At 66.9% G+C, this 22,015-nt stretch carries 26 protein-coding genes; 14 read left to right on the top strand and 12 right to left on the bottom strand.

Translation table 11 applies throughout. From position 1 onward, the window contains the following. Nucleotides 1–49 precede the first annotated feature (49 nt). From OIE74_RS21330 to OIE74_RS21315, 4 genes are all read right to left on the bottom strand, one after another. Entirely contained in the window at nucleotides 50–1,342 is a 1,293-nt protein-coding gene (locus OIE74_RS21330; protein ID WP_329386055.1) for a PaeR7I family type II restriction endonuclease, read from the bottom strand. A 218-nt stretch (nucleotides 1,343–1,560) separates the two neighbouring features. Further along, on the bottom strand, nucleotides 1,561–2,403 hold the full coding sequence (locus OIE74_RS21325) for a DUF4231 domain-containing protein (RefSeq protein ID WP_329386053.1): 843 nt from the start codon (nucleotides 2,401–2,403) through the stop codon (nucleotides 1,561–1,563). Between the two features lie 577 nt (nucleotides 2,404–2,980). After that, on the bottom strand, nucleotides 2,981–3,559 hold the full coding sequence (locus OIE74_RS21320) for an HD domain-containing protein (protein WP_329386050.1): 579 nt from the start codon (nucleotides 3,557–3,559) through the stop codon (nucleotides 2,981–2,983). A 20-nt stretch (nucleotides 3,560–3,579) separates the two neighbouring features. Continuing rightward, nucleotides 3,580–4,686, bottom strand: coding sequence for an XRE family transcriptional regulator (locus tag OIE74_RS21315; RefSeq protein ID WP_329386048.1), 1,107 nt, complete (start codon nucleotides 4,684–4,686; stop codon nucleotides 3,580–3,582). Nucleotides 4,687–4,998: 312 nt separating this feature from the next. On the opposite strand from OIE74_RS21315, the gene OIE74_RS21310 reads away from it, so the two are divergent. The 13 genes from OIE74_RS21310 (at nucleotide 4,999) to OIE74_RS21250 (ending at nucleotide 11,865) form a co-directional block, all read left to right on the top strand. Further along, nucleotides 4,999–5,340, top strand: a complete 342-nt coding sequence (locus tag OIE74_RS21310; protein WP_329386047.1) for a recombinase family protein — start codon at nucleotides 4,999–5,001, stop codon at nucleotides 5,338–5,340. Continuing rightward, nucleotides 5,327–5,767, top strand: coding sequence for an ATP-binding protein (locus tag OIE74_RS21305; protein ID WP_329386045.1), 441 nt, complete (start codon nucleotides 5,327–5,329; stop codon nucleotides 5,765–5,767). The genes OIE74_RS21310 and OIE74_RS21305 overlap by 14 nt, the downstream gene beginning before the upstream one ends. Then, nucleotides 5,764–6,234 (top strand): DUF6415 family natural product biosynthesis protein, encoded by a 471-nt coding sequence (locus OIE74_RS21300; protein WP_329386043.1) that lies wholly within the window; start codon nucleotides 5,764–5,766, stop codon nucleotides 6,232–6,234. The genes OIE74_RS21305 and OIE74_RS21300 overlap by 4 nt, the downstream gene beginning before the upstream one ends. Beyond that, a complete protein-coding gene (locus OIE74_RS21295; RefSeq protein WP_329386042.1) occupies nucleotides 6,231–6,593 on the top strand; it encodes a hypothetical protein in 363 nt (120 codons plus the stop codon). Before OIE74_RS21300 ends, OIE74_RS21295 begins: the two co-directional genes overlap by 4 nt. Nucleotides 6,594–6,609: 16 nt before the next feature. Further along, the gene (locus OIE74_RS21290; RefSeq protein WP_329386040.1) at nucleotides 6,610–6,831 is read left to right on the top strand and encodes a DUF5999 family protein; all 222 of its coding nucleotides are present in this window, start codon (nucleotides 6,610–6,612) and stop codon (nucleotides 6,829–6,831) included. Further along, nucleotides 6,828–8,048: a hypothetical protein gene (locus OIE74_RS21285; RefSeq protein WP_329386038.1), complete on the top strand. Its 1,221-nt coding sequence runs from the start codon at nucleotides 6,828–6,830 to the stop codon at nucleotides 8,046–8,048. The genes OIE74_RS21290 and OIE74_RS21285 overlap by 4 nt, the downstream gene beginning before the upstream one ends. A gap of 40 nt (nucleotides 8,049–8,088) precedes the next feature. After that, on the top strand, nucleotides 8,089–8,631 hold the full coding sequence (locus tag OIE74_RS21280) for a hypothetical protein (protein WP_329386036.1): 543 nt from the start codon (nucleotides 8,089–8,091) through the stop codon (nucleotides 8,629–8,631). A 1-nt stretch (nucleotide 8,632) separates the two neighbouring features. Then, nucleotides 8,633–9,247 (top strand): DUF6624 domain-containing protein, encoded by a 615-nt coding sequence (locus tag OIE74_RS21275; protein ID WP_329386034.1) that lies wholly within the window; start codon nucleotides 8,633–8,635, stop codon nucleotides 9,245–9,247. A 147-nt stretch (nucleotides 9,248–9,394) separates the two neighbouring features. After that, entirely contained in the window at nucleotides 9,395–9,544 is a 150-nt protein-coding gene (locus OIE74_RS21270; protein WP_329386031.1) for a hypothetical protein, read from the top strand. A 7-nt stretch (nucleotides 9,545–9,551) separates the two neighbouring features. Then, complete coding sequence (locus tag OIE74_RS21265) at nucleotides 9,552–10,163, top strand: hypothetical protein (RefSeq protein ID WP_329386030.1); 612 nt, start codon at nucleotides 9,552–9,554, stop codon at nucleotides 10,161–10,163. Nucleotides 10,164–10,324: 161 nt separating this feature from the next. Then, nucleotides 10,325–10,471: a hypothetical protein gene (locus OIE74_RS21260; protein WP_329386028.1), complete on the top strand. Its 147-nt coding sequence runs from the start codon at nucleotides 10,325–10,327 to the stop codon at nucleotides 10,469–10,471. 103 nt (nucleotides 10,472–10,574) lie between these two features. Next, nucleotides 10,575–10,736 (top strand): hypothetical protein, encoded by a 162-nt coding sequence (locus tag OIE74_RS21255; RefSeq protein WP_329386025.1) that lies wholly within the window; start codon nucleotides 10,575–10,577, stop codon nucleotides 10,734–10,736. 154 nt (nucleotides 10,737–10,890) lie between these two features. Continuing rightward, nucleotides 10,891–11,865 carry a hypothetical protein gene (locus tag OIE74_RS21250; RefSeq protein ID WP_329386022.1) on the top strand — a complete coding sequence of 325 codons (975 nt, stop codon included), beginning with the start codon at nucleotides 10,891–10,893 and terminating at the stop codon, nucleotides 11,863–11,865. Here OIE74_RS21250 and hemC read toward each other — a convergent pair. The 5 genes from hemC to OIE74_RS21225 form a co-directional block, all read right to left on the bottom strand. Continuing rightward, entirely contained in the window at nucleotides 11,858–12,802 is a 945-nt protein-coding gene (gene hemC / locus OIE74_RS21245; RefSeq protein WP_329392376.1) for a hydroxymethylbilane synthase, read from the bottom strand. The two genes, OIE74_RS21250 and hemC, sit on opposite strands and share 8 nt — an antisense overlap. Nucleotides 12,803–13,090: 288 nt before the next feature. After that, a complete protein-coding gene (locus OIE74_RS21240; RefSeq protein ID WP_329386019.1) occupies nucleotides 13,091–13,561 on the bottom strand; it encodes a hypothetical protein in 471 nt (156 codons plus the stop codon). Nucleotides 13,562–13,813: 252 nt separating this feature from the next. Continuing rightward, entirely contained in the window at nucleotides 13,814–15,829 is a 2,016-nt protein-coding gene (locus OIE74_RS21235; RefSeq protein WP_329386016.1) for a DNA recombination protein RecN, read from the bottom strand. A gap of 5 nt (nucleotides 15,830–15,834) precedes the next feature. Further along, nucleotides 15,835–16,410 carry an ABC-three component system middle component 2 gene (locus OIE74_RS21230; protein WP_329386013.1) on the bottom strand — a complete coding sequence of 192 codons (576 nt, stop codon included), beginning with the start codon at nucleotides 16,408–16,410 and terminating at the stop codon, nucleotides 15,835–15,837. 47 nt (nucleotides 16,411–16,457) lie between these two features. Then, entirely contained in the window at nucleotides 16,458–17,417 is a 960-nt protein-coding gene (locus OIE74_RS21225; RefSeq protein ID WP_329386010.1) for a serine/threonine protein kinase, read from the bottom strand. Nucleotides 17,418–18,122: 705 nt separating this feature from the next. Between OIE74_RS21225 and OIE74_RS21220 the strand changes: the two genes are divergently transcribed. Continuing rightward, entirely contained in the window at nucleotides 18,123–18,941 is an 819-nt protein-coding gene (locus OIE74_RS21220; protein ID WP_329392375.1) for a DUF317 domain-containing protein, read from the top strand. A gap of 265 nt (nucleotides 18,942–19,206) precedes the next feature. Here the strand turns inward: OIE74_RS21220 and OIE74_RS21215 are convergent, their stop codons facing one another. The 3 genes from OIE74_RS21215 to OIE74_RS21205 all read right to left on the bottom strand — a co-directional run bounded on the left by OIE74_RS21215 (nucleotide 19,207) and on the right by OIE74_RS21205 (nucleotide 21,917). Further along, a complete protein-coding gene (locus tag OIE74_RS21215) occupies nucleotides 19,207–19,626 on the bottom strand; it encodes a hypothetical protein (protein ID WP_329386008.1) in 420 nt (139 codons plus the stop codon). A 123-nt stretch (nucleotides 19,627–19,749) separates the two neighbouring features. Then, entirely contained in the window at nucleotides 19,750–21,393 is a 1,644-nt protein-coding gene (locus OIE74_RS21210) for a relaxase/mobilization nuclease domain-containing protein (protein ID WP_329386006.1), read from the bottom strand. Further along, on the bottom strand, nucleotides 21,390–21,917 hold the full coding sequence (locus OIE74_RS21205) for a plasmid mobilization relaxosome protein MobC (RefSeq protein WP_329392374.1): 528 nt from the start codon (nucleotides 21,915–21,917) through the stop codon (nucleotides 21,390–21,392). Before OIE74_RS21205 ends, OIE74_RS21210 begins: the two co-directional genes overlap by 4 nt. Between the last annotated feature and the right edge of the window lie 98 nt (nucleotides 21,918–22,015).

The following is a 22,015-nucleotide window of genomic DNA, read 5'->3' as shown; positions in this document are numbered from 1 at the left end:
GGGTAGCGACTTTCCGGTCAGGCGGATCACGCCGAGACTCGGCTCCCTTCTAATCTTCACGCGTGTCGAATTTGCGGACCAAATCGACGATGGCGTCCCCGCTTACCTCGCGCACACCTGGGCCACTACGCACATAGAATTTTCCGTCATAGGTAACAGGAGTGTTCATGGCCCTGATGTCGATTCTCCAGAGTAGATACCCTTTATAAGTGAAGGGGGTCAACGACGAGGCCACTTCTTCAGCGAACCGAGGCGTCAGTTTAGCATTCCTTATCTTGCTAACGAGCCAGCGGAAATGCTCATCAATACTTCTTCCTAGGCGATCTATCTCGTGCATCGTTCCGGTGATATAGAACCCCCCAACCTCAATGCTATTTACTGAAGAAAATCGCTTGATTGCGGCCGCGTCTTGAGTATCATCTGCAACGCCTATAAGGATCACCCCCTCCGCTCCTGTTCCTGTATTGGCCATCGCTGACGCGATTTTTAGAATCTTGTCGAAATTTCTATCATCGAACTTCATCGGGTCGTTGACAGTGCAGAATCCCTGCTTGAGTTCGAAAAGAGCGTCCTCCGTCAGCTTACTCGACAACATCTCCTCAAAAGCGGCTTCGTCCCCCTGGGTGCGCAGGTGACTGATGTCATTCTTTTTGGAGAGCAGCTCGAAGTATGCGTTGATAGTTAGTCCGTTTCGTTCATGGCGCGCTGCCAGAACGAGTACATCTTCCGCCAACTGCTCGATAAAACTGCCCAACTCCATCGATCGATGCGGTTGACTCGGCGCGGAGTTAGGGTCTCCATTCGAGACGATGTAGCAAGCATTATCGTAGAGGCGAGTTTGTATGAGCCGTTCGTAGAAGTGGTCTGAAACGCGACTGAGGGTACTTGAACGCAACTCAACGCGCGCATGCCGCCTGCCCCTGCCGGGAAGTGCAGTACGCTCCTGACGTTCTTCCTCGATGAATACGAAGCCAAGGTGCGGTCGGATGCGGTACAGGTCCGGATGTCCGTAACGCATTCTTACGTCGACGGCGATGGCGCTCAGTTCCTGCATATGATTCCGCATATTTTTCCTGAAGGAGGCTGCGGAACTCGCCTTCCAAATTATTGCCGCGAGTGGAACGCTGTCCTTGCTGATCACAAGATCCCAGCTTCGATCAACACCTTGCACCATCGGAAGGGTTGCATCGCGCCCCCGCTTAATCCAAGCCGGGTCCACACCGCGAGCGACGAGCTCGGTAACCAGGGCTACTTCGAGACGTTGCCCGGCTTGGTCGTATGGACCGACCGAGCCGCCGTCTGGGGCCCAGAACTGCTTCGCTGCCTCACTTACTGATTCCAATTTTCCCTCTTAACGAATTACATCGTGCATATGTTGGGAGGCATGTCCGAGTAACGGTGCCCACCAGCCTGGCATCTCTCGTGCCGCGCGGGCACGGAACTTGCCTTACCTGCGGGGCAGTACGCGCCTTTGTCGGTGGCGCGTGCGTCGGCTCCATGTCCAGTCGCATGGCAGCGCGCACCTCTGCCGAAGCGTTCATCGACTTGCGAGGCTAGGAATCAGTTTGACGGATCGCGTGTTTCTGGCGGTTGGTCGAGTTGTTGCTCTCGGCGTCTTTGTTCCACGCGGAGGGATTCGACCTTGGCAGTGAGGAGCGCGAGGTTGGTTGCAGGGTCGGTGCTGTCATAGGGCGGCAGACCGAGGTGGAAAGCATTAGCATGCTCTTCGATAGAGTCTGCGGTCTGTTGCAAGTTGAAGCTGCGTTCCCGGAACTTGTAGTAACCGGTGACGCCTGCGCAGATGGCGACCAACATCGTCAGGCCAATGATGATCGATTTGAGTGGCTGGGTGGTGTCACTGAACGTCTGCGCCCCGGCGTTGGCGATCGAACCGATGATGATCAGAAGCTGGAAGAAGTTGTGACGCCGGCGGTAACGGTGGCTCTCCTTGCGGAGTTGATCCAGTTCTTCGGGTACGGACTCGCTATAGGCGAACTGCCTATTGCGGATGGGGATGTCTAGTGGGGTGGCGTCGATTAGCCGGTTCTCGATCGCAATTTCGAGATCTAGTTCCAGCTCCTCGCGAGTCAGCCGAGCCCCAAACGCTCCAGGCCGTGGGCTCGCGTGCCTAATCGTTTCCATTGAAGCGGACGCCGCGAACCCAACAGCAGATACGATGGCCAGGAGGACGATCACCGTATTGATGGGTGCCAGGTCGAAGCGCTTCCACGTCAGCGCTGTAGGGACGGCGACGCCGAGCACGCCGAGCACGACACTTGCACCGAAGCCACGCATCAGGCGCTGACGGAGGTTCACCTCCCTGAGCTGCTGCCGCAGCTTCAGGACCCGTTCATTACGTTCACGCAGGCGTGCGACAGGTCCAAGCGTTGGTGGGGTGGGCACCCATTCTCCCTTGTTGTTCTGCTCGGGCTGGTCTCGACTCGGACTTGATCTCTATTTCCGCGAGCCAACGACCGGATCCATCTCCATTCACCAACCCGCACGATAGGGCCGCGGCGCTGTGCGACGTGCGGAGTTGAATGAGTTGCCGTCACCGCAGGCGCTGGACCGCGCCGGGTGACTGCACCCGGCGTCGGTCGGCCGCGGCGTACAGCTGGGGGCGCAGGCTCCACTCGGTTCGGCTACGACTTTCAGGTGTCTGAATGCGAACGCCACGGCGGTGCTGATGTCGTGGTCGGTCACGGTCACGACGGCTTCGAGGCGGCGGGAGTTGGCGGCCCAAGTCACCGGCGAAGGGCTGACGTGCCCGATCTCGTCGCCGACGGTGGCGGTCCCAGCAGCGAGCGGCCGGCGCCGATGGGGACGACGAGCGTATTGCTCGGAGACGATGATCTGGGTCTCATCGTCTCCGATCGGGGCGACATTCGGTGGCACTGGGGGAGGGCTTGGCTGTCTCGGCGGGTGGGTGCTGGATCCGGTCCCTGGTGCTTTCGAGCAGCGCATTTCGCGCAGGGGCCTGTCATGGGAGGTAGGTCTTCTGCCATTCCACCGATGTCATGTTCAACGCGGCTTCGGCGAGTGCCTGGGCAGATGCGGTCTTGAGCTTCTGGAGGCTGCTGTCGATCCAGCCTTGGACGTTTGAGTAGCCCTGCTCCCGGTACTCGACGGCCTGGATGAGACATTCGAGCTTGTCCGCGTCGTGCGCGCAGATCACTTCGAGTGAGTCGCCGTTCTCGTATTCCTCGACGATGCGCCGGGCGCCCTCCTGTACCGCTGGGTGAGCTGCGGAGACCTGGTCCGCGGTGACCTTTTCGTTGGAGGCGGCGTCCAGGTAGCGGCGGCCGATGTGCGGGATGTCGCTGACGCGCGTTTCCTGGGTGTCGTGCCACAGGCCGAGGAGGGCGGTCTTCGCCGGGTCGGCGCCTTCCATCATGGCGAGTACCGAGCCGATGAGGGCGACACGGAAGCTGTGTTCGGCGATCGTCTCGGGGTCCTTGACTCCGGCGATCCACCATCCGCTTCGCTTGGCACGCTTGAGCATGCCCATCTCGAGCAGGAAGCCCGCGGTGCCTTTTGCCTGTCCCGTGTCATCGGCCATGTGGTGTGTCCTCCGGTCTGTCACGTGCGGTTCTCGCGTAAAACGTAATGCACGGCGGTCAGTTCCTGCCTTGCTCGTGAGGAGATCAGTCCGCCGTCGAGGAGTTGCTCCGCCCGCCGGCTGAGCCTGTCGGCCAGACCGGGCGATGCGAGCGGAAGCCACCGGTGAGCTGTCAGCAGAGCCCACAGCGAGTGGGCGTAGAGGTCGACGTACCCAGGTGCTCGATGCAGCCCTTCTACGAGACTGCGCATCAACGCGACCGGCTCCCACTCCGAAGGACCGCAGTCGCGCATGAACCCGTCGTCCGCTTGCGGCTGGCGAAGAGCGCCGAACCAGTAGGCCCAGTAGTTGAGATTCGCGATCTCCGCCGTGTCGTCGTCAACCATCGCCCGTTCGATGAAGTCGAGCAGGGGCTGGCGGTCACCCAGGCGTGCCAGTGCCGTTGCGGTCGAACGCGCCGCTGCCCAGTGGGGCGTCCAACCTCGTGCGGCTAGCAGATCCCGGCGGGCGTGCAGAGCGTAGGCAGTCCATGACGTGGCTTCCGGCGCTTTGTCGTAGGAGCTCAGGTAGAGCGCCTGGCGCTGCAGCAGAAGGCCGTTCTCCCCGACGTACTCGGCGGCTTCGGCGGAGTTCCGGAGCCGGGAGAAAAACAGACTGCGATCGGGTGCTGGGAGTAGCGGTGCGGAAGCCACGGGGCCGCGGCGGGCCTTGGTCGGATGGTTAGAAACGGCTGGTGGAGCCGTGCCATTCAGTGCCCAGGCGATCATGTGCGCGGTGTCCCGCGTATGTACCCAGTCGGCGAGCGGATGGCGCTGAGCGTCTTCCGGGGCGAGAAGCGTTGCGCCGATGATGCGATCGGCGTCCATGGCGGCGTCCAGCAGCCCGAGGAGTGTGGGGTCCGCGCCCAAAGCCAGGAGCCGGCGGCGCAGATCCAGGAACGCGCCTGCTTTCATGTGGGCCAGCGGGCGACGTCCAGACTCGCGGCCCTGGACTGTAGCGAGGTCGACCCCCAGTCCTTCCGCCAACTCGATCTGGGTTCGGGGAACGCTCTCCCTGATCAGGCGCAGCACGAACCCGGCGACGATGCCGGTGGCCGCCCTTCGCTGTGCAGGCGCCTTGTCGGCCATGAGGCTCCCCGATGCGCTCAGCTAACTAACACGTACCCGCAGTCAGTCCTACTCCATTTGCGTCGACCGTACGGTCAAGACGCGGAATCAGCCAGGGTCCTTGCCGACTAACGGAGTTGACGCCGCAGCCGTCGAAGTCAGCCATTCCTCGCCGATGACGGAGGATCCCCCATGAAGCCTGAGCACGATGCTCTGACCTGTGCCCGTGCGGGCGAGCGGACCGCCCTCGCGCTGGGGCCTACGACGCATGGGGCGAACCATGCTCCGGGTTTACCGCAGTCCTCTGGACCCGTCAGCCGGCCTGGTACCCGGGTGGTGCTGTACGCGTGCCATGAGCTGAGTGATCCGGTCACGACGCTGCGGCTGTTGCGTAGCCGTGCGCTGGACCGGGGGTGGGTGGTTCACGCCGAGCTGTACGACCTGTGCCCGTTGGCGACGCGGGGTGCGCAGCGGCCTCAGTGGCAGTTGGTGATGAAGCTGCTCACTCATGGTGATGCGCAGACGGTACTGGTGCTCAAGGAAGCCCAGATAGAGCTGGAGCGCAGGCACCAGATGGACGTGCGCCGGCGGCTTGAGTCGCTCGGCGCTACGGCGCATTTTCTGCTGGAGCCGAGGAGGTCCCGCGGGGAGGTGCTTGGCTGTGGCGGGGGTTGAGGCACCGGCCGAGGCGGGTGGGCGGTTCTTTCAGGTGGCGTTCGCCGCCGACGTTGCCCATGTGGCGTCCGTTCGGTGCGCGGTCCGTGAACTGCTCGGCGCCTGGGGGCTGGAGAGTTTCGCCGATGTGGCGCTGCTGGCGGCCGGCGAGTTGATGGCGAACGCCATTCAGCACGGGTGTGGGAACAACGACGAGACGGTCACCGTGTCTGCCTGGTGCACGGCCGACGAGCTGCTGATCGGAGTCGGTGATCCGTCCTCGGTCCAGCCGCGTCGCAGGTTCGCCGGTGAACGGGACGAGTCCGGTCGCGGGCTTGAGCTCGTCGCGGCCATGGTCGACCGGTGGGGCAGCGAACTCGCCCCCGGCCGACACGGGAAGCGCGTGTGGATCGCATTCCGTACGACTTCTAAGGAGGCAGAGGCATGAGTGCACTGGACTCCCCCATCGCCCCGCAACAGCCCTACCGCAGATGTGAGTTGGACACTCCGGCCAGCTTCTCCGTCGACTCGTGGTCCGTCGGACGCCTCCTCGCGCGACTGCATACATCGTTCATTGAGGACGACGAGCTGGATGACGTGCTGAACGCGAGCCTCGACCCCGACACACCGCTGTCGATCGACGACATCGACAGGCTCACGCCCCGGCTACGGAAGATCATCGGCCAGTTGGTGAACATCGCTGTGCAGCGCAACACCGGTCAGGCGGCGGGGCAGTTGGTTGCCGTCGTGCGGCGCGTGCAGCAACTCGGCGATCCGGCGCCCGGTGGTCTGGGTTCGGCACGGGGGCAGTTGCGGCTCCTGGCGCTGGCCGTCCTGGACGTGCTGGAGCTGGTGAGCGACGACGACCGGCACACCGGTGCGGCGTCGGCTGCTCTGGGCGGGGGCCGCCCATGACGGAGTTGCTGCCCCGCACGTACTGGTGCCACCGCGGCTACCAGGGTCCGGTGCGCGTGCGTATCGCGACCGTCGGTACCACCGCTCCGTATCCGGGCCTGGCCGTCGACTGGGTGCGGGAATCGGTCCGCGCCGCCCTGCCCGGCCTTGGGCGGGAGAGCTTCGGCACGGCCTGGGCCTGGCTCGGTGATCACCGGGCCGTGGCGGTGGCAGTGCAGGAACTGCGCTGCGGACGGCCGTACGCGTTCGTGTTGCCCACCGAGGCGGGCTGCTGGACCTGGACTGCCGGAGTCGTCTCCGTCCTGCCGCTCATGGACCCCTGCCTCGCGTCCATCACACCTTCACTGCTGGCCACTTAGCCGCGTAAGGACCCTTATGTGTATGCATCAGCCGCCGTGCCCGGCGGCCGTCGACTCCGACCGTGAAGCGGCGCACACGCTGTCCGCCCGCGCGGAGCAGGGCTGGAGCCTGCTCTGCAACGGCGTCCTGCTGTTCGAGGACACCGGCGAACTGCTACCGGACGGGCAGGTCATCGCCCCGCACCGGCCGGCCCCTTCGTCCCTCTCGATGCCGGCGCAGGGAGTGGTCGCGGCATGACCCCGTATTCCGTGGCGGCCCCTCGGCTGCGTGACCTCTCCGAGGACGGCGTCACGGTCCGGACGCCGGACAGCGATGGGCTGGCGTCCGCCTTCCGTGAGCGCGGGCTGCGGCAGGCTCTTGTCCAACTCCGTTCCGCGGGGAACGTGCACGGTGCCGCGTCCCTGGGCGCGGTCGTGCTGGGCTACCGGCTCGTCTGGCAGGTCACCGGCCCCTGGATCGACCTTGCCCTCCAGCGTCTTGAGGAGTCGTCCGACTCGCTCAGCGACACGGCTCGTTGGCAGCGGCTGATCAGCGCGGTCCAGTGCCCGGCCGGCGGCAGCATCGCCGGCGCGACGTACGAGGGGCTGCTGGTCCTGGTCGGGCAGGCGCGGGATCTTCTGCGTGCGCTCATCGAGACGGAGCAGCCCTGTGTGCCGGTCGCCGAGGTCGCCCGGCGCATCACCCACCTGATCGACTCGGGCACCTACCCTCCCGGCTCCGCTCCGTTCGCCGGAAACATCGCGGCCGACCTGAACATCCCCGCTGCGCGCGTGCACCTCGCACTGCAGGACCTGGCCGAAGCCAGGACGATCACCCTCGGAGTCAACGGGCGCCCACGGATCCCCGGCGGCGACCAGTCCGACCGGCCACGCCGGATCGCCGAGTGGATGACCACGCTGATCGCGGACGGCGTCTATCCGCCGCGTACGTTTCTGCCCGTCAGGACCGACGTCGCGCGCAGCCTCGTGTCGTCGGGGCCGAACGTGAGGGCGGCCCTGCGCCTGATGGCCGGCGAGGGCACGCTCGCCATCCTCCCCAAGGGCACCCCCGTAGTGCGCACGGATCTCCCCTTTCCCCTACGGCCGCCCGTCAGGGTCCTGAACGCGGCCCAGGTACTGAAGGGCGAGGTGTCGGCCGTGCGGTTGAGCACGGATGAGGTCCGGCATACCGTCCGGGTCTCCCATGCCTGGTGGCGGTGCCGCACACGCTCCTCCCCTTCCACCACGGAGGTGAGCGAGCAGATACGAGTGCTGCGGGCCTCGGTCGGCTACTTCATACCGCTGGCCGTCAACCGCCGGCTCACCGCGGAAGACGAAACGCGAGTGCGCCGCGCGGCGGTCACCGCCCTGGCGGAGCTGCCCACGGAACCCGTCGAACGCGTATGGAGAGCCGCCTGTATCGGGGCCTCACTCCTCGATCTCCTGCACCTCACCCAGCCCGAACGCGTCGCCTAACCCCAGTTCTACTGCCGCTGGTTCACCCCCCGGAGACTTCATGAACGACACAACCGCCGCTGCCCATCAGGGCGCGGCATGCGAACTGGGCCATGCCTTTCGAGCAGCAGGACTGGGGGCACTGTCCGTCGTGCCCATGACCGATCGCGGAACGCCGAAGATCGCCCTGAGTGCGATCGACCCGGAGACCGCCGTTGAGGTCGCCCGGCTGATCCGTAAGGCACTCACGCGCACTCACAAGGTCGCCGACTCCCTACGTTCCGCCTTCGAGGCTCACGATCTCGACCTGCCCGACCTGGGCGTGGAGAACAACAAGGTCTCGATCGGCCACGTCTCCTTACCAGCGGCCGACCGCTTGGCGCGCCTTCTGGGCGAACCGGACCGCGACCCCGGCTCGGCGATCGGGGCGCAGACCATCGCGGACCGCCTGCGTACAGGCTTCAAGAGAGCCACCGGCGGAGTCCTGCGCATCGAGGACATCGAGGATCCTCGCTACCACCGGGGCCGCGCGGGGCTGTCGTTGAAGGCTATCGATGTGAACGCCGCCCGCCGTCTGCTGATGGCCCTCCAGTTCGGGGCCTGACATGACAGCACCGCTCCGGCCCGACATCGCCCGCGTCCTGGTCGACCGGGCCCAAGCCGCCCGCCGTTATCACGCGCCCCTGACACGGGGGCGGCTGGAGCGCTCCGACATCGACCGTGTACGGCACGGCGACTTCGCCAACGCCCGGCTCCTGCGGCGGGTGGTTGCCGAGCACGGCTGGCCCGGCCGCACCCTGGTCGGCGACGCCGGCGCGGACGCCGCCTGGCTCATCGCTCTGTACGCGGACGTCGAGCCCGAACTCCAGCGCCGCGCACTGCGATTGCTCGCCACCGCCGTCGAACGGGGCGAGGCCATGATCCAGCAGTGGGCGCACCTCTACGACCGGTGCAGCGTCAACGCGGGGAAGCGCCAGCTCTACGGCACCCAGTACCAGCACGGCCCGGCCGGAATGACGGTCCTGCCTGTCATGGAACCCGCCGGCCTGGACAACCGCCGGGCCAGCGTCGGGCTTCCGCCCTTCGCCGTCGCCCACGAAACCTTGCGACGTCGCCACCTCCGCGAGCCCGGAACAGCGGAAACGGACCGGCCCTACGCCGACCGGGACGAACCCCTGGCAGGGAAAGTCCTCTTGCCGACGGGAGCGGCAGCCCGATAACCGACCCCCGAAGCGTGTCCCGAACGACCGTACGTCGCAAGGAGATTGAGAGAAATGGCGCGCACCCCACGCCAGCGAGAGGCCGCACGGGCTCGCGTGCGGAAAAGTATGAGCCGGATTATCGAGCGGTATCGCGACGGCGAGTCCATGAACAAGCTCGCAGCCGCCTTCGGCGTCAGCCCGAACTTCCTCGCTGGCCAGTTCGACGCGTGGGGTGAGCCCCGCCGGGACATGACCGCCGCCCAGATGCTCCTTCGCGCACAGCGAATGGCCCGAGCCAATGCCCGGCTGGGGTGAGCGGCCTATGCCGCTCATCACCCCTTACGTTGTCGCGCGGAGCACCGACAAGGGCGTGCCCGAATCCGCGCTGGACATCGAGTTCCTTTCCAACGGTCAGCCCCGGCTCACATACAAGGACCTGCGGCCGGAAGACAGGGACAAGCACGGCAACCCGTGGATCCGCACGGAAGCGTCTCCGGACCCGGGGCGCCCGCTGTTCGACTCCCTGCACTCAGGGCGCCAACGCCGTTGCATGGAAGAGATGTTGTGCCAGGTCTGTGCGGAGCCTGCCGACCGGAACAGGGACGGCTGGCTGTTCTTCGACTGGCGGACCGAGGACTCGCCCGCGACGTGGCCCGAACGCTCGATCACCTTCATGCCCCCGCTGTGCGTGGAACACGCCCGGGTGTCGGTGCGGCAGTGCCCGTTTCTGGGCCGGGGCGAACACGTACTGCTGCGGGTGCGAAAACCCCACCTGTACGGGGTGTCGGGGACCATCTACACCTTCACGGCGAACGGATGGCGCGCCTCCGAGAACGACGTGATCTCCGCCTACGGCAAGCCCCGGCACCCGGGGATGCTCGCGGCCCGACTTCACCGCCAGCTGCGGGACGTGACGGTCGTGGATCTTCCGTAGCGGTCACCAGCTTCCGTCCTCGGCGGGGACTTCCCAGGGCTGCCGGTATCCATCACAGCCGGCAGTCCGACCGAGGGCGGGCGCCCGTTCCGCTGTGACGGACGGACGGGCAACCCCGAGCCCAACCGGGCCCGGAACCACCAAGAGAAGGGGGGCGCGGCATGGCCGCGACCATCACGCCCGAGACCGACCAGCCCGAGACCACCGGGAGCGACACCGAGACGGCCAAGCCCACCACCTTGGGCGACCGGAGTAGCAGCGACGGCGCCGAACCGCTCGACCTGGTAGGCACGCTGCTCGCCGCATAGGGCGGCCGGCCAGTTCGATGAACACCGTTCCGGCGGGGCGGGGCAGGGCAAGCAACGGCCCCGCCGGAACGGTCACCACCCAGACATAACAAGGGGGAACCAGGTGACGAAGAAGCCCAAGGCGACGCAGACCCATACCGGTGGTGCGACGGACGGATACACCGTCCGCAGGAGTAGAGCGCTGGGCGCCACTCCGGACGCGAACGGCAACCGGGCGGACCGGCGGGCGGCAGCCAAGGAAGCGAAGAAGAAGGGCGCGAAGTAGCGCGCACGCGCTACACCCCGTCCCCCAACGCCGCAGCGCTCACCGCGAGCACTTCGGTAAGCGCCCGGCGTGCGAGAACGGCCCCGAGTGGAGATCAGCGACGTTCGCCGCTCGGGGCCACCCCGTCTTGACCATCCGAAACGAGGGACCCCAGATGACCGCCACCACCGAGAACCGATCCCGGACCGACTCCAGGGCGACGAGCCCGTTACGAAGCCGTCCGGCCGTTCGGCGACTGCTGGAGCCGCGGGTACTCACCCCCGCCGATCTGTCGATGGTGCTGCTCGTCACCGAAGACCCTGCCGACCGGCCCATGCCCACGGTCACCCTCGCCGGCATTCCTGCGGTGATGCGCGACGCCGCCCACCTGGGCATCCCGTCCGTGAAGCTGTTCGCCGAGTCCTCCGAGCGGGACGCCACGGCGGAAATCTCACTCGCCCCCGACTCGCTCATGGCGCGGGCCGTGCATGCCTGCAAGGACACCGTGCCGGACCTCGCGGTCATGACGGAAACGTGTCTCTGCTCCTACACCGCCGACGGGGTCTGCTACCTCACCGACCGCGATGGTCGTCCGGACGTGGCCGCCACCGTCGAGATCACATCCCGGCAGGCAGTGGCTCACGCGGAAGCGGGCGCGGACATCGTGGGCCCCGCGTCCATGGTGCTCGGCACGGTCGCCGGCGTACGGAAGGCACTTGACCAGTCCGGGTACGACGGCGTGTCCGTCATGCCGCACGTGATCTTCTGGTCCAGCCTGTACGACGGATTCCGCCTCACGATGGGCGCCACCCCCAAAGCGGGGCTCAACCGGGAATTCCAGATCAACCCCGGGAGGGCCGACCAGTTCGTCGACACGGCCTTACGCATGGAAGCAGCCGGCGCCGACATGATCCTGCTGGAGCCCGCACAGTTCACTGCGGACGTGCTCGCCACCCTCCGGGGAGTCACCCGCGCACCCCTGTTCCCGTTCTCGGTCTCCGGCGAGTACACGTCCATGACACGGGTCGAGCCCGAGACGGGAGAGCGGGACGTCCGACTCCTGGTCGAGCTGTTCACCATGCTCAAGAGGGCCGGGGCGAGCGGCAGCCTCACGTACGCGGCGCTCGACATCGCCCGCCAGCTCACTTAGCGGCGAGAGCGACCCGCACCGCGTCAAGGATCGAATGCGCGCCCAGGCCGACGAGCATCGCGGCCAGGGCCGCACCGAGCTTTTCCGGCTCGGCGGACGGGCCGCCCAGCGTCGCGGAGATCTGCTCGGTACCGTCCAGCGAACTGACCTGACCGAACAGCCGGAGCTCCCCGTCCGGCAGCGTCTCGGCGTACGCGCCCACGGGCACACTGCACCCACCATGCAGCTCGGCGAGCAACGCACGTTCCGCCCTGATCTCCGCGTCCACGGCCACGTCACCGACCGTCGACAGCATCCGGCGCAACGGGGCCGAAGAATCGTCCGTACGCACCTGAATCCCCAACGCGCCCTGTCCGGGGCTCGGCGGGAAAAGATCCAGCGGCAGCAACTCGCCGATCGCGTCGTCCAGTCCGAGCCGGTGAAGCCCCGCAGCGGCGAGAACTACCGCGTCCAGCCCGTGCGTTTCGATCTTCTTCAGGCGGGGCGGGACGTTCCCCCGGATCGGAACGATCTCAAGGTCGGGGCGCACCGCGAGAAGCTGCGCTATCCGCCGAGGAGCACCGGTCCCCACCCGTGCACCCTTCCTCAATCCGGCGAGGGTTGAGCCGCACAGCGCATCGCGTACGTCCTCACGCCCCGGCGGCGGCAGCAGCATCAGACCACTCGGGTTCGCCGTCGGAAGGTCTTTGAGCGAATGAACAACCACATCCACGTCGCCTCGCGACAGGGCCGCCTCCTGCTCATTGCTGAACGCCGACCCACCATTGACCACGGAGACGTCCGACAGGAGCGACCTACGGTCCTTGTCGCCCCCCTCCAAGATCACGCGGTGCGTGAAAGCGGTGTCCGGAAATCGCTCACGCAAAGGCCGCAGATACTCCCGCACTTGGGCCTTCGCCAGATTGCTTGCGCGCGAGCCGACGAGATACGTAGCCACAGTGACCAACTCTCCGATCTTGTCAGAGTGTCACCAGGCTACGGTTCGCGGAGGCGTGCCCATACAGACAGCCGGTCGGCTAACCAGGACAGCAACGGCGTCACGGACGGGTGTTTGTGACCGCCTATTAGGGCCCCTGTGAGGCCGCCCTAAGCCATGTCTGATGGGCCGCGGATCCAGGTGGGAGTCATCGAAGCGGTGCGGCGATGGAGTGCCGGTGCTTCGAGGCTCCACCGCCAGCGCCACACTTCCCACTCTGTGTGCTGGCGCCGGCATACTGAAGGCGGGTCAACTGGCCCCTGCTGCCTCCGTCATAAGGCGGGCCCGTTCCTCGGCCCGCGGTTCGGCCTTCCAGCCGGGCAGGACCGCCGACAGAAGCGGGTCGCTCTCGATCATCTGTTGGCTGAGCCGTATGCCTTCGTCGATGAGCGCGTCCCACTTCTCCGTGGCGAACTCGACGCGGCAGGGCAAGTCCTTGATGATCTTCTCGTCCAGGGTCAGGTAGTTCGACGCACGCCCCCTGGCCCCAGGAGCCGTGGGCACGTAGGCGTCGGCGCCGGCCTGGTCGGGAAGCAGGGAGATGAGAACCGCGTCCCCGTTCTCGGCGATCCTCCGGGCCGCCTTGTTAGCTGCCGAGATCTCTCCCTTGGAGGGATCCCGTTCCAGCGTCTCGATCAGCGTGCTGCGGATGCTCACCGTCTCCCGGCCGGCCAGCGCAGTCTGCAGGGCCTGGCGGAAGGTCTCCGTCATCGATGTCATGACCGCGATTGTCGCCGCCGGCTGACCCGCAGCCGTGCGCTCAAGGGCGGCGCCCAGTGTGTGTCCCCCGTACGGCAGATACGTACGCGGCGTCGTCACCGACTGATCACCAGGCTGACGGCATCGACATGTGGCTGCCGGGCTGCCATCAGACCCGAACCCGCGCCTCAACTGCTGAGTGAGTGATCCGCAACGCTGCGGTTTCTGGATCAGCCTGCCACCGAGGAAAGGCCCTGTGGCTGGGAGTGCCTTTCACGCGCCGGCTTCCGCCTCTTCGTCCGCGCTGGTTTCGTCCTCGATCAGCCCATACGGCGGACGGTCCTCGTTGCGGCTGTAGCGCACCACCACGCTGCCTTCCACCAGCGGTGGCGGGCTGTTGTCGGCGACGATCAGCTGTGCTCGACTGCCGCGGTCCGCGAGCCAGAGGGAGAGGTGGCCGTAGAAGTCGTCGATGGCGACGGCGTCCGCGATCACGGCATCAAGGGTGCCGCCGTGGCCGAGGTTCTTCTGAGGGCTGTCGATCATGAGGAATCCCGGGTGCGCGGCCCCTTCTTCGACGGCGACCTCGAAGACGGCCAGCTGCCAGGCCAGAGTCAGCAGGGTGCGGGCGCCAGACGAGGCTTCCTGGTACGGCTCACCGCGCACGAACGGGGTGAGGTCGGTTTTGATGAAGGGCGTACTCACCTTGGGGTAGCGCCAGGCCCGCAGGAGTTCGCCGTACCGGCCGCTGATCTTGGCGATGACCCGATCACGGTCGTGGGAGGCGTCCCCGAGCCGCGCAAGTTCTTCGCGGAGACGAGCGATCTGGGTTTCGTGGCGTTGCACGGCGTCGGCCCGTTTGGCGAGTCCTTCGCGGAGCTTGAGCGCGCTCTCAGCCTGTTCGAGTTGGCGCAGGACCTGTTCGCGCCTTCGGTGCAGGTTGTCGCGGGCGGCGAGGAAGGGTGAGACGGAAGGTGACGTGGCGGCGTCCAGCGCGGTGGCGGCTTCCTCTTCCCGGAGGGCCGCGTCTTCCGCCCGGAGCTTGAGTGAGGCGAGCGAGGCGCCTAGCTCATCGATGTAGCTGGTGATCTCCTTGAGGCGGGCCTTGGTGGACCGGGTCTCGGCCGCGACGTCCACCCGGCTGTCCCCGGCCTGGCTACCGGTGTCGGCACTACCCAGGGTCAATGCCCCTTCCATTGAAGTCAGTTCGTGACGGCAGAGGCTGCAGCGTCCGTTGTCGACGGTGGGGAGAGCGGACAGCCGGTTCAGGCAGGCGGGGCAGGTGGTGACGCTCAAGGGGTCGAAGAGCCGTTGTGCTTCGCCGAGCATGCCGAGCTTGAGGAGATCGTCGGCGTACTGTGCTCGGAGAGGCATCAGGCGTTGGATTTGCGTTTCGCAGTCCCGCAGGACTGCTGCCGCCCGGCGAGAGTTCTCGGCCGCCGTTTTGTGCTGGTAGCGCAGCTGGGCCGCGAACTGGGTTCCCGCCTGCGCGCGGCGGTCCAACTCCTCCAGTTGGCTGGTGATGTCGGCCAGCTGCCGTTCGTGGACGGCGGGTGTGGGTTCGCCGTTCAGTGCGGTGGGAGCCTGCTCGACGACGAAGGTACGGGCTGCTTCGAGTTCGGTCTTGGCGCGGTTGAGCCTGCCGCCGAGTTCCTGGATGCGCTGGCCGAGTTCGACGGCGCGGTCGTCGTGGACCCCGAAGGCGACGTCGACGACCTGCCTCAGTTTGTGCTTGCGCATGTGGTCGTTCTCGAACAGGAAGTTCTTGTCCGCGACGCGTTCGTTGGGAAGGAAGGCGAGCCACATCAAGTCGCGGAAGCTAAGCGGATCCGTGCGGGACTCGCTGTTGGTGGGCGCTTCGCGTAGCTGGACGCCTTCGAGCTTGCAGTGGCTCAGAAGGAGGGAGGACAGGCTCTCCGGTGCCCCGGGCGGGTCGACGGGCCTGCTCTCGGCCCTGGGCACGGGCCTGCTGTCGAGCGTTCCGCGGCGTACGAAAGCGACCTTCGAGGGCTCTCCGACCGATCGCTCGATCACGTGCGGCTCGCCGGAGAGCTCAACTTCCAGGAGGCAGGAACGGACTCTGCGCAGTACCTCCTGGTGGCGGGGGTGCCGTTTCGCGCCGAGCCCGTAAGCGATGAACTCCAGTACCGCTGTTTTGCCGGAGCTGAACGCCCCGGCGATGACGGAGAGGTTCCGTACCCGCTGTTCGGCAGTGAAGTCGACGTCGTAGGACCGCTCCATGCCGACCAGGCGCAGGCGGCGGATGCGGATGCCGGGAAGCGGCTCCATGGTGATCATCCCTCCCAGGACGTTTCCAGCACGGGTCCTGGCCCCAGGACGCTCATGAGGGCAGCCGCAGGTCCGCCGGGCCCATCCGGCCTGAGCCACAGCGCGGTCTGCTCGCGCAGCCTTTTGTCGGTCAGCTTGCGGAGCTGGCGGACGACGATGTCGGCGGCGGTAGCGAAGGAGGTGGCGTAGGTGGCAGTGAACTGCCCGCCGAGTTCCTGACCGGCCTCGGTGATCGAGTAGGTGAGGGAGCCGTTGCGATTTCGGATGCGGCAGTACCCGTGGGCCACCAGGAGCGCCAGGTCGTGCTGGATCCGTTCGCGCCGGCTCGTGAATCGCTGTGAGGAGGAGGCGTAGGCGAGGACCTGCGGGTCGAATCCGGCCAGCCGCAGGAGGCTTGCTTCCCGCCCCTCGGAGGGAACGACGAGGAAGGGGTTCGCGGACAGGAAGTCGTAGTACCCGATGCGTTCCAGGGTCGCCCCGTTCGCGTCCTGCGCGGCAACGGCGTCGAGGAGCAAAAGCAGTTGAGCGAGGCGGAAAGGAACCTCGTCTTCGGGCATCACAACCGGTCGGTCTGCTTGCACGGCATGCTCCTCATCGGTGGTCGCGCGATACGGACGGTCGGGAGATCTCAATCGCCATGACCACTCGCGATCTGTCGCCAGTGCGTGACCCACCCTGCCCGCCGGTTGTCGACCAGTCGGTGGACCAGACCCCAGCTGTGCGTCACCTCCAGACGCAGCACCTTGGGCAGTTTGTCGTGCTCTCCGCGCACCTCGCGCCACACCCGGCCGTGCAGAGCGGTGAGGGTGCCCTCGGCCGAGCACTCGTTGAACTGCATCTCCCACACGCCGTGAAGGGTGGCGTCAGCAGAGCTCAGCGCAGCGACCTCAGTCGGCACGCCCTTGTGTGCAACTTCGCGCGCCACCAGGTCGGCGTTGAAGAACTGCCTTTTGGCCGAGTCCAGTTCGACGTGGCCGGCCTCGGTCATCTGGCGTACGAACAGAGCCGAGTCGAGCGCCGTCGCCGTGCCCTCTTCCACGTCCAGCACGAGACGCATCTGCCCCTGGGCGGGGGCGGCGGGCGCGGTGAAGGGCTCGTAATAGGCGCGTCGAACGTGGTCGCCTTCGGGGCTCTGCAGCTTCTTCACGAGTGTGGTCTCGTCCCACAGCTCGATGACGAGGCCATGCGCCTTCTCCTGCCTTTTCTTCCAGCCGTCCCACCATTTGGCTGCCGGCCCGTCCATGCTGGAGGGGACGCACAGGATCCAGAGCGTGATGGTGTGACCGTTGGCCGCAGCGGCCTTGAGGCCGTTCGCGAGAGAGTCGCGAATCTGCTGGGACTGGCTGGTGGTGGTCTTCGGCATGAAGTACTTGGACTGCCAGACCGTGATGGCGCCCCCGAGGTCACCGGCGAAGGCGTCAATTCCCCAGTCGCCCGGATTCGCCGCGATCATGCGGACGTTCGGATTGGTCGCACTAGCTAGCTGCGCGAGCATCTGCTCGAAGTCGGCCCGCGCCCCGTCCGCGCTTCCGGTTCGCAGCGCGTGCACTCCAAAATGGATCGGCGGCACACCAGCTGCCACCGGCATGGAGTTGTCCAACCTGCACCCCCGCATCCCGCAGACAACCCGAACGAACCATGTTCAGCGGGCTGTTCACCCTGCGCCACACACAGTAACGGCCGTCAGCGTAAGTGTTGCGGGATCAATCACTCAAGGTGTGCGGTGGCAGTATCTCGGCTACGGCACATTGGATGGGGCCGGTGCGCAGAAACAGCGGTAGTCCGCTCGCCCCGTTGGCGTGGGCGATGATCTCTACGGTGATGGACACGACCATCTCCTCCGGTGCACGTACGCCAAGGCCGAATGGGGGAATGCCGTGCGGCCTCACGACTAGATTCAGTGTCGGAGAAGCCGAAACGGCTGGATTCGCCGTTAACGCCTCGATTGGATTGCAAGGGAAGATTCGCCGGGGGCAGACAGGAAAGATCCCCAGAAGGACTGGCAACGGCTTCAGAAGCATGTCAACGTGGATGACCTTCCAGGAAACTCCTAAGTCAGAGAGATGGAAGCCCGTGACCGTGCTCCTCTGAGACCTGGTTCCTTCCATAACCGTCCGCGGTCCGCATCATTGCCCAGCGCGTGCTGGACTCTTCGGCGAGTCGGCGTTTCCCGCCGAAGTTTGCACTCCACCGGTGGCTTCGGCCGCGCGATCTCGACGTTGTCCTCGCCTCAGGGCCCGGTCCAGCGCCGCTCCGCGCGCCGTGCCAGTGGGCAGTAAGGCCCGCTCGATTCCTGGAGGTGTTTCTGCACCCGCACCACCCTGTCGATCCTTTCCCCTCCGACCCGCCTTCCGCGTTCTGGGTTGGTCCCCGGTATCTGGCCGGTGACGACGACCTGCTCTACGAGAGGGTGGCCGACACGCTCACCGGGTTCGGCTGGGCGAATCTCACGGTTGTCCGTGGCAGGCGCGAGCAGGATGAAGCAGCGGAGGACCGGCAGGTTCTGCGCAGTACCGTTCTGCACATCAGCCAGGACACGCTGCGCTGGGCCCAGTGGGTCCTGGCAGATGAGCCGTTTCTCCTGGGGGAGTTGCCGGTCGCCTGGCAGGTCTCCGCCCGTGAGGACACCGGCAGTCCGCTCGCCGCGTGGTCCGCCTACTTCACCCCCGGCATCCCCGGTGAGGTCCTCGGCGACTTCCTCGCCGCTCTCAACAAACGTGAGCAGCCCACGGCCTCGTCCGTGGGGCCCGAGCTGGTCCTCGACACGCTCACCACGCGCGGCTGGCTGCGCGACATCGATCATCCCCGTTCCGGGGCGGTGGACCCGATGTTCACCACGTGCGTGAGCCTCGGCGAGGTGCCGCCGCTCATCCAGGATGGTGACCCGCGCGCCCTGACCGTGGCGGCCGACGAAGCAGGTGCCACGGGGTGGCAGGCGTGGGCCGAACCCGCCCTTGGCGCACCGTACTTGTGGGCGGCGTCGTTCTCCGCCGGTGTGCCGCAGGATCTCGTCGCGGCATTTGCCGCATCCCTTGCCTCTTCGGCTCCGGTCCTGCGCCGGGTGCTGCCCGAGAGCACCAAGGACCGGCTCCTGCGCGCTCCGGCCGGCTGACGGGCACCGTCGTCGTCCGTGCCCAGGGAGACGGGGGCCGCTCTCCGTCAGCGGGTCCGGTGCCAAGCCCGTCGCCTCACCCCTGCCTCGGGTCCGAACCGGCCTCATAGTGAGGTGTGTTCACGCCGGAGGCTCGTAACTGCGCAGCCCCGCGTGCCGTTTCGGCATGCGGGGCTGCGGTGCGTTTCTGTGTGCGGTGGTGGCTTCAGGCGGGCACGCGGCAGCCGTTAGGGCTCTGGGGCTCGCCCGCTGTCGGCGTGTGCGGTCAGTCCTCCGTGGGTCCGGTGAGGTGTTCGGTCGAGTTTCCGTGGGTGGCGCGGTATTCGAGGGTGTCCTGTGCGGTGACGATCGGGACGAGGCGTTCGTACTCGGCGTAGTCCTCGTCGGTCATGATGCCGATGGCGTCGGCGACCACGGAGCCCTTGGGGAGCCGGGCGAGGTACTTCCTGACGAGGGCGACGAAGTCGTCCCTCATCGCGTCGACTTCGTCCAGCCACTCGTTCTCGCGCCGTATCTGCTGGCGTGCGGCGGCCCCTTCTTCCGGGGTGACGGTGCTGACCAGGCGCTGCTCGGCGAGGGTGAAGGGACGGCCGTCGCGGTGGTACGGGCGTTCATCTCGGCGGCCGTGCCAGTCCACGTCGGCGAGAAGGGCGACGACGTCGGGGCGGATGTGGGTCTGGGGCATGGGCGGTTCCTTGTGCAATGTGGTGTGGATGGGGCTGAGCTGGTGAGCGCTTCGCGATGAATCGCGGGGTGGTGCGCGGGGCATGAGGTACCTCCATGACTCGCTGGACTTGGCTTCCGGGGGTCAGTGGCGGGTGCGCGGCCCGCCGGGCTGGCGCGCCAGACTTGGTGTGGGCTGTGGTGCCGGCGGTGCGGTGCGGGGTGTCTGTGTGGTGTGGGTGGTTTGTTGGATGCGCCAGGCGAGGAGGCGTGCGGGGTACCGGGCGTCGTCGAGGGGGCGCTGGGTAACGGCGCGCAGGACGTCGACGGGGTCGAGGCCACGGGTGTCGGCTCGCGCGAGGGTTGCGGCGAGCGCCTCCCAGTCGCGGGTGTTGAGGATCTGGTCGGCGTGTTCGGGCAGCACCATGCGGACGACGCCCTCGTACCGGAGCCGGACCACGGGACTGCTCGGCCCTGTCCGTTTGACGGCGGCGAGGGCGGTGACGGCGGCCTGGTCCGCGGCCACGTGGAGGTGGGTGAGGGCATCACGCGTGGCGGTGACCTGCTGGTCGTGGTGGTGCAGGTCGTGCCATCGCAAGGTGGCAGCGGTGGCCAGGACGATCGTGTCGAGCAACAGGGCCAGAAGCGTGCCGTCGGAACTGTTCAGTGGTGGGGTGCGGAGCATGGTCCTGACCGCTCCCCGCAGCCGCGCGGCGTGGTGGTTCTCAGCCTGGACGCGGGAGCGGGAGGCGCGTTCGAAGGCCGCTGCCGCCCGCCGGAGTTCCTCCCGGTGGGAGGCGGGAGCGAGCAGCGGCAGGGCGTCGAGGGTTTCGCCGAGTGCCGTGATGTGGGCCTGCGCGGCCGGCGCCCCGTCGTGCGCGAGAGCACGGGGAATGTCCTCGATGGCGGTGATCGCGTCCTGCCACGGGCGCGCGGTGGCGCCTGTGCCGGTCAGCCGTTCGCTGACCCTGGGCCACGACAAGTCAGGGGAGAGCTTCGACCCGGAGTACCAGACCGGCTCCCGCTCGCTGTTGGTGTCACCTTCCAGGGCGAGGGTGTAGCCGCGGATGTCGCCGGAGGGGAAGCGCTTGACCTCGACGAGCACCCCCTCGGTGTGCTCCAGCAGGACGAGAAACTCCTCCGCACTCCTCGCGGCGGCCACCGCCGTACGGGCCGCGGCACGCAAACGCTCACGGGCCGTTGTCTTGCTGCCGGCGCGCTTGGCCTTCTCCTGCTCGGCGCGGGTGGGGCGTTTGGCGGCGGTGCGGTCGCCGCGTACGACCTGCTGCAGGCCGTAGTGCTTCTCGACGGCGGCGAGTTCACGGTCCGCGGTGAGGTAGTCGTTCCAGTGCCGGGCGCCCCGCAGGTCCGCCCGGACGGTGGTGGCGGCGATGTGGATGTGGTCCGGTGCGTGCCGGACCGCCACCCACCGGCACCCGTCCGGATCACCCTCGGGGGCGATGCCGGTGGCATGAACGACCCGGCGGGCGACATCGGCCCACTCCTCGTCCGTGAGAATGCGGTCGCTCTCGGCGGCGCGGACCGAGCAGTGCCACACATGCTGGTCCGGGGCGCGTCCCAGCCTCTTGGCCTGCTTGACGTGCAGGTCGAGATCCGCGACCAGGAGCTTCCTGACGGCGTCGGAGTCCTCGGCGCGGCCGGGGTCGGGCGCGAAGCCGTCGAAAGACGCGACCAGGTGCGGGTCCGTGTGGCCCTTCGCCTTCTCCGTGTCGAAGAGGTAGCGGACCAGGCCGGCGGTGCTCTTGCCACTGTTGATCTTCGCGATCAACGGACGGCCCTCTTGCTGACCACCTGGTTCGCGGCCTGTGCGATGTCCCGCACGGCCGCGCCTGCAGCGGTCAGGGTGCGCTCGGTCTGGGCGAGCAGGGCGCTGTCCCCGGAGTGTGGGTGGCCGCCGGAGTTGAGCTTCTTCGTGACCTGGTTGAGGTTGCGGCCGATGTGGGTGACCTGGGCGCGCAGCGCGTTGAGTTCGTCGATGTAGTCGTCCAGCGCGGTGCGCTGGCCGGGCAGGGCGAGGTCACCGTGCACGTGGGCCATGACGACAGCGCCGACGTAGTGGGCGGCGGCGATGTTCAGCGACTGGGCCATGCCGAGGATGCCGGTCTTCTCACCGACGCTGTAGCGGACATCGACACGCTCTTTGCGCTGCTCGTCCTGGCGCTCACGACGGTGGGCGACGCGGTGCAGCGCGGCATGATCAGCAGCACGCGGCAACGGCACAACAGCAGACGTCGAGACGTCAGCGGGATCGTTCTGCTCGGGCACCCCCTGGTGCCCGAACCCCTCCGCCACCCCCGGGGCGGAGACGCCCCCGTTGGAACGGCCCTTGGACCGTCCAACGGCATACCTTGCTCCGCTGGTGCTGGTGGCTGTCATCTCCCGCTGCAAAC

The sequence above is a fragment of the Streptomyces sp. NBC_01716 genome (assembly GCF_036248275.1).
Taxonomy (GTDB): Bacteria; Actinomycetota; Actinomycetes; order Streptomycetales; family Streptomycetaceae; genus Streptomyces.
Note: the sequence above shows the minus strand (reverse complement) of the source record. Positions and strands in the feature narration are given on the sequence as shown.

Coding starts and splice junctions, on each gene's coding strand:
- OIE74_RS21320 (WP_329386050.1), bottom strand. CDS start 3,559: ATGGCCGATGACACGGGACAGGCAAAAGGCACCGCGGGCTTCCTGCTC.
- OIE74_RS21315 (WP_329386048.1), bottom strand. CDS start 4,686: ATGGCCGACAAGGCGCCTGCACAGCGAAGGGCGGCCACCGGCATCGTC.
- OIE74_RS21300 (WP_329386043.1), top strand. CDS start 5,764: ATGAGTGCACTGGACTCCCCCATCGCCCCGCAACAGCCCTACCGCAGA.
- OIE74_RS21295 (WP_329386042.1), top strand. CDS start 6,231: ATGACGGAGTTGCTGCCCCGCACGTACTGGTGCCACCGCGGCTACCAG.
- OIE74_RS21290 (WP_329386040.1), top strand. CDS start 6,610: ATGTGTATGCATCAGCCGCCGTGCCCGGCGGCCGTCGACTCCGACCGT.
- OIE74_RS21285 (WP_329386038.1), top strand. CDS start 6,828: ATGACCCCGTATTCCGTGGCGGCCCCTCGGCTGCGTGACCTCTCCGAG.
- OIE74_RS21280 (WP_329386036.1), top strand. CDS start 8,089: ATGAACGACACAACCGCCGCTGCCCATCAGGGCGCGGCATGCGAACTG.
- OIE74_RS21275 (WP_329386034.1), top strand. CDS start 8,633: ATGACAGCACCGCTCCGGCCCGACATCGCCCGCGTCCTGGTCGACCGG.
- OIE74_RS21270 (WP_329386031.1), top strand. CDS start 9,395: ATGAACAAGCTCGCAGCCGCCTTCGGCGTCAGCCCGAACTTCCTCGCT.
- OIE74_RS21265 (WP_329386030.1), top strand. CDS start 9,552: ATGCCGCTCATCACCCCTTACGTTGTCGCGCGGAGCACCGACAAGGGC.
- OIE74_RS21260 (WP_329386028.1), top strand. CDS start 10,325: ATGGCCGCGACCATCACGCCCGAGACCGACCAGCCCGAGACCACCGGG.
- OIE74_RS21250 (WP_329386022.1), top strand. CDS start 10,891: ATGACCGCCACCACCGAGAACCGATCCCGGACCGACTCCAGGGCGACG.
- OIE74_RS21240 (WP_329386019.1), bottom strand. CDS start 13,561: ATGACATCGATGACGGAGACCTTCCGCCAGGCCCTGCAGACTGCGCTG.
- OIE74_RS21235 (WP_329386016.1), bottom strand. CDS start 15,829: ATGGAGCCGCTTCCCGGCATCCGCATCCGCCGCCTGCGCCTGGTCGGC.
- OIE74_RS21225 (WP_329386010.1), bottom strand. CDS start 17,417: ATGCCGGTGGCAGCTGGTGTGCCGCCGATCCATTTTGGAGTGCACGCG.
- OIE74_RS21215 (WP_329386008.1), bottom strand. CDS start 19,626: ATGCCCCAGACCCACATCCGCCCCGACGTCGTCGCCCTTCTCGCCGAC.